Consider the following 4882-nt stretch of genomic DNA (forward strand, 5'->3'; position numbering starts at 1 on the left):
GTATATTTATATTAAAGTCTTATCATGGCTTAATAGAGACGTCTAAACTACAACATGAAGGAGGGGATGCGGATAAACCAATACAAACAACTACTATTAATTTAGGTAGTGGAACTAAACCTGAGTAGTGAAGTTACTACCTAAACAAGAGAATGCAGTATATTACCTAAAGGATAAAGAAACAAACGAACTTCTTTATGGTGGTGCAGCTGGGGGCGGTAAATCTGCTCTCGGCTGTTTGTGGTTAATTGAAATGTGTCAGAAATACCCTAACTCTCGCTGGTTAATGGGGCGTTCTAAGCTTAAAGCTTTAAAAGAAACTACTTTAAATACATTCTTTGAGCTATCTACTGCATTAGGTATATCAGAACAATTCACATACAATGCTCAAAGCAACTCTATTAATTGGGTTAATGGTAGTCAAATACTTTTAAAAGACTTATTCTTATATCCGTCAGACCCTAACTTTGATAGTTTAGGTTCTTTAGAAATTACAGGAGCTTTTATAGATGAATGTAATCAGATAGTTTATAAAGCGTGGCAGATAGTTACGTCTAGGTGTAGATTTAAACTAAAAGAGTTTAATTTAATACCAAAAGTTTTAGGAAGTTGCAACCCTTCTAAAAATTGGACTTATAAATATTTTTACAAACCAAACAAGTTAAACGAATTACCAAAATCAAGGAAGTTTATACAGGCTTTACCAACGGACAATCCACACTTACCAGATAGTTACTTAGAATCACTGAGAAGTCTTGATAAGAATAGTAAGCAACGTTTATATTATGGTAATTGGGAATATGACGATGATCCAGCTACTTTAATAGATTTAGACAGTATTACTGATTATTGGAACGGCAGACAAGTCAAAGAAGGAGAAACAAAATATATGACTATTGATGTTGCCAGAAAGGGAAAAGATAAAACAGTCTTTAGACTTTGGAAAGGTTGGGTATGTTTTAAACGTTTTTCTATGGATATTTCTAGAATTGATGAAGTAGTAACCAAAGCAGAAGAATTACAGTTTGAATATGGAATAAGTAACTCTAACACGATAGCCGATGAGGATGGAGTAGGTGGTGGTGTAGTTGATTATTTAGGATGTAAAGGTTTTGTAAATAATTCTAGACCCATAAAAGAATCTATTGCAGACGAATACATAACACCTAACTACGACAATTTAAAGAGTCAATGTAGTATCGAAATGGCTAAAAAGATAGTTAAAAAAGAAGTTGTAGAGTTATGCCACGATACTACTATTATCGAGATAACATCCGAAGAAATGGAGCAGGTAAAAATCAAGGATGTTGATAAAGACGGTAAACTTGGAGTTGTTCCAAAAGACAAGGTTAAAGAAATGATAGGTAGGTCGCCAGATGAGTGGGATAGTATTATGATGCGTTACTACTTTGAGTTAGAGCCAGATGAATACGTAATATATTAATTCAATAAAACAGCAAACAAGATAATTTTTAAATAACGAATAGTAATTTTTATTCTAAGATTAAGCAAACCAAATGTAAAATAACTTTTTCACACATATTCAGAAAAAAAGATATAAAATTAAAATGATGGAAATTTGTAAACATTGTAAAACTGATAAAACAAAAACTAAAACTAATAACGGATATTCAAAGGAATGTGAATGTACTTTTGAAGGAAATATTATTGTCGAATTTAGCATAGATGTGAATAAAAACTAAATTCCTTATTTATAATCGTTATAAATAACAAAAAAATCATTATGTTTGTAATATATAGTGATTTATAGATGATTTTAGATAACGATCAGATTTTAGAACTCATAAAAAAACCTTCTAACGCCAATATTAAACAATGGCAAGAAGAGCATACTGTTTTAGATTTATATTATAACGGTGGAGATGTTGCATCTCAATTAGAGCAAGTTCAAAACTACGAGAACGCATCACAAAAAAGTCTAAGAGATAAAATCGCACGATCGACAAAAGACTTCTTATCCAACTTATTAAATCCTAAAAATAAAATATTTTCAGCTTCTGGTTATAATGTCGATATTGAAATATCTTCACAAACAGCCTTAACAAACTTTAAAGAGCATTTAGATAAATTACCAGAGGGTATATCTATTACCAAGTGGATGGAAACATATTGGAATGAAGCCTATGTAACAGATCCTAATGGCGTTTGTTTTATCGAGGTTGAAAATGGTCAAAATCCTAAAGCATATCCAACTTATAAAAGCATTTTAACCGTACACGATTATTCTTTAAAATGGGGTGTATTTGATTATGTTATTTTTAATTATGGTAAAGTATTAATAGATGACAAAAAAGAGGTTAAAGTTTACCGAGTATTCGACGAACAAAAAGATGGTCTTTACTATAATGATAAAGAACAGTTAAAAGAATACATTGAACCAAACAAAGAAACCTCTATAATCAATCATAATTATGGTTTTGTACCTGCTGTTTTATGCTCAGATATTATCGACAAAAAAACCAACGGACGTAAATCATTTATTAATAAAATAGATGAAGTTTTAAAAGAGTATATGCGAGATAGTTCGGTACACTCTATTTATAAGTTTTTACATGGGTTCCCTATCTTTTGGCGCTTAACTTCTAAATGTACTACATGTTTAGGTACTGGTAAAATAACCAAAAAAGAAACGCAAGAAAAAACAAAATGCCCTACATGCTACGGCACAGGTCAAAAGGTTACTAATGATGTTTCAGATTCAATAAATATTCCTATTCCTAAAGATGGGCAACCTAAAATAACGCCAGACGTAGCAGGATATGTTCAGCCAGATTTAGAAACATGGCAAAAACAATTAGACGAACTTAACGAAATGCGTAAAGAAATGCACTTCGCTTTATGGGGAACTTACACTAATGAAAATGTAAAAGCAGAAACAGCAACAGCTCGTTTTATAGACGAACAGCCTATACAAGAAACTTTAAAAAACATATCTACAACAGCCGAAAACATAGAGCAAAAGCTTACAGAGTTTCAAGGTAAAATTATGTATAAAGATTTGTTTAAAAAAGCAAGTGTTCGTTATGGTAAACGTTTTTTAATTGAAACTCCTGATGTACTTTGGGAGAAGTACCTACATGCTAAAGATAAACAAAGCCCTATATCTACTTTAGATTATTTATATAAACAATTTTTAATGGCTGAATATCATAACGATAACGCTATGATGCAAAGTAAACTAAACGAATTTAATTTAGAGCCTTATCCACATTATTCGTTAGAAGATTTGCAAGGTATAGCCAGTATAAAACAGATACAAAGAAAGTTGTTATTTTGCGAATGGAATAGCTTGCAAGAGGTTGACTATTCAAATGATTTTAATAAGCTTAAAGATGATTTTGATAAGTATGTAAATGACAATTTAGAAATACCATTAGAAGCATCACAATTAAATTAAAACTAAAATGAGAAAATTACAAGAGTGTAAAGTTACTTTCAATAACGGAAAGCAAACAAAAAAAGAAGAGGTTGGAGAAGTTAAAAAAGTAGTTGATTCTGCTGCCGAGCAATTAGAAATCGATAGTGATAATAATATCGAAAATGCTAAAAATGAGAAAGGTATTCAAATTATATCGATTTGGGAAGATAAAGGAGAAAGTAAAAAATCTAAAAAAGCAAAAACCAAAAAAGAGTAATTATAAATGGAATTAAACAAAGACCTTATTTCGTCAATGGCTAGTCATTACGGAATAACAGCGGAGGAATTAACCGAAAAGTTAACTAGCGAAACGCCAGAGGAATTAAAATTGGCAGGACAATTATTTACAGATGACGAGTTAAAATCTCGTGATTCTGGAAAATACAACGAAGGTAAAGAAGCTAAAGAAGAAATGCTGTCTAAAGACCTTAAAAAGAAATACGGATATGAATTTGAAGGCAAGAATATTGATGTTTTTTTATCTCACCATGACGAGCAGTTAAAAAATAAATATTCTAAAAACTCAAACGAGCGTGTTTCAGAATTAGAAAAAGATATTACAAATCTTAAAAATACCTATGAAGAAGAAATAACAGGTTTAAAAACGGTTAATGGCGAGTTATTAGGTAAAACTAAAAATCAACAAATTAATAACAGTTTGCTATCTATTATACCTAAAGATACAACGCTTAAAAAAGAAGCTTTAATAACGCTTTACAAGAGCGAGAGAGAACTTGATATTGAAAACGATATTAATGTTATTAAAGTAAATGGTGAGGTTTTAAAAGACCCAAAAACAACAGAACCAATATCTTTAAGTTCCGATTTTAATGATTGGTTAGTTAAAGAAAAATATATAAGTGCTGCTCCAGGACGTGGTGGTGATAATGAATTTGGTAAAAGCGGTTTTAAAGGAAATTCTATATCAGATTTTCAAAAGAACTGGCAAAAACAAAATCCAGATCAATCGTTAAACACACAAAAATACGATGAAGATTACCAAGCATGGAGAGCTGAAAATAAAGAAGTAGTTGCTTAAACTTCTAAAAAAACAAGCAAAAAAGGTAAAAAGCCAAGACATAGGCAAAAGAATAACGCAAAGATACTGCACTATTTATTAATTAAAAAAAACTTTAATAAAATGGCAAATTATGCAGCTTCTGTCTTAGCGGAAGCAAAACTAATACTAGCGAGTCGTTTCGCAGCACCAGAAATGAGGGTAAAAAGTCCTAATGTTTTTGGAGCGTTTCAAAAAAACACAGATATAGCAATACCTAACGTTGGTGCATTGCGTACAGCAACATCAAGAGCCGAAAAAGGGTATTTCTTTAATCGTTCTAAACGATCTAACACGTCAGCGAGAGCGCATAATCACACAGGTTCAGTAGGTGATTCTACCGAAGTAGCATTCACATGGGCAACTTATGGCGATAAATTTCAAAC

At 31.3% G+C, this 4882-nt stretch carries 5 protein-coding genes; all 5 read left to right on the top strand.

Annotation, left to right across the window (positions count from 1 at the left end):
- Positions 1-127: 127 nt before the first annotated feature.
- Positions 128-1444 (top strand): phage terminase large subunit, encoded by a 1317-nt coding sequence (locus tag AADI82_RS13690; protein ID WP_341216988.1) that lies wholly within the window; start codon positions 128-130, stop codon positions 1442-1444.
- A 327-nt stretch (positions 1445-1771) separates the two neighbouring features.
- Positions 1772-3418 carry a zinc finger-like domain-containing protein gene (locus tag AADI82_RS13695; protein WP_341216989.1) on the top strand — a complete coding sequence of 549 codons (1647 nt, stop codon included), beginning with the start codon at positions 1772-1774 and terminating at the stop codon, positions 3416-3418.
- Positions 3419-3425: 7 nt separating this feature from the next.
- Complete coding sequence (locus tag AADI82_RS13700) at positions 3426-3656, top strand: hypothetical protein (RefSeq protein ID WP_341216990.1); 231 nt, start codon at positions 3426-3428, stop codon at positions 3654-3656.
- A gap of 6 nt (positions 3657-3662) precedes the next feature.
- The gene (locus AADI82_RS13705; RefSeq protein ID WP_341216991.1) at positions 3663-4478 is read left to right on the top strand and encodes a hypothetical protein; all 816 of its coding nucleotides are present in this window, start codon (positions 3663-3665) and stop codon (positions 4476-4478) included.
- 102 nt (positions 4479-4580) lie between these two features.
- A partial coding sequence (locus AADI82_RS13710) for a hypothetical protein (protein WP_341216992.1) occupies positions 4581-4882 on the top strand: 302 nt, incomplete at its 3' end.

It is taken from the genome of uncultured Wocania sp. (assembly GCF_964021735.1).
Taxonomy (GTDB): domain Bacteria; phylum Bacteroidota; class Bacteroidia; order Flavobacteriales; family Flavobacteriaceae; genus Wocania_A.

Coding starts and splice junctions, on each gene's coding strand:
- AADI82_RS13705 (WP_341216991.1), top strand. CDS start 3,663: ATGGAATTAAACAAAGACCTTATTTCGTCAATGGCTAGTCATTACGGA.
- AADI82_RS13695 (WP_341216989.1), top strand. CDS start 1,772: ATGATTTTAGATAACGATCAGATTTTAGAACTCATAAAAAAACCTTCT.
- AADI82_RS13700 (WP_341216990.1), top strand. CDS start 3,426: ATGAGAAAATTACAAGAGTGTAAAGTTACTTTCAATAACGGAAAGCAA.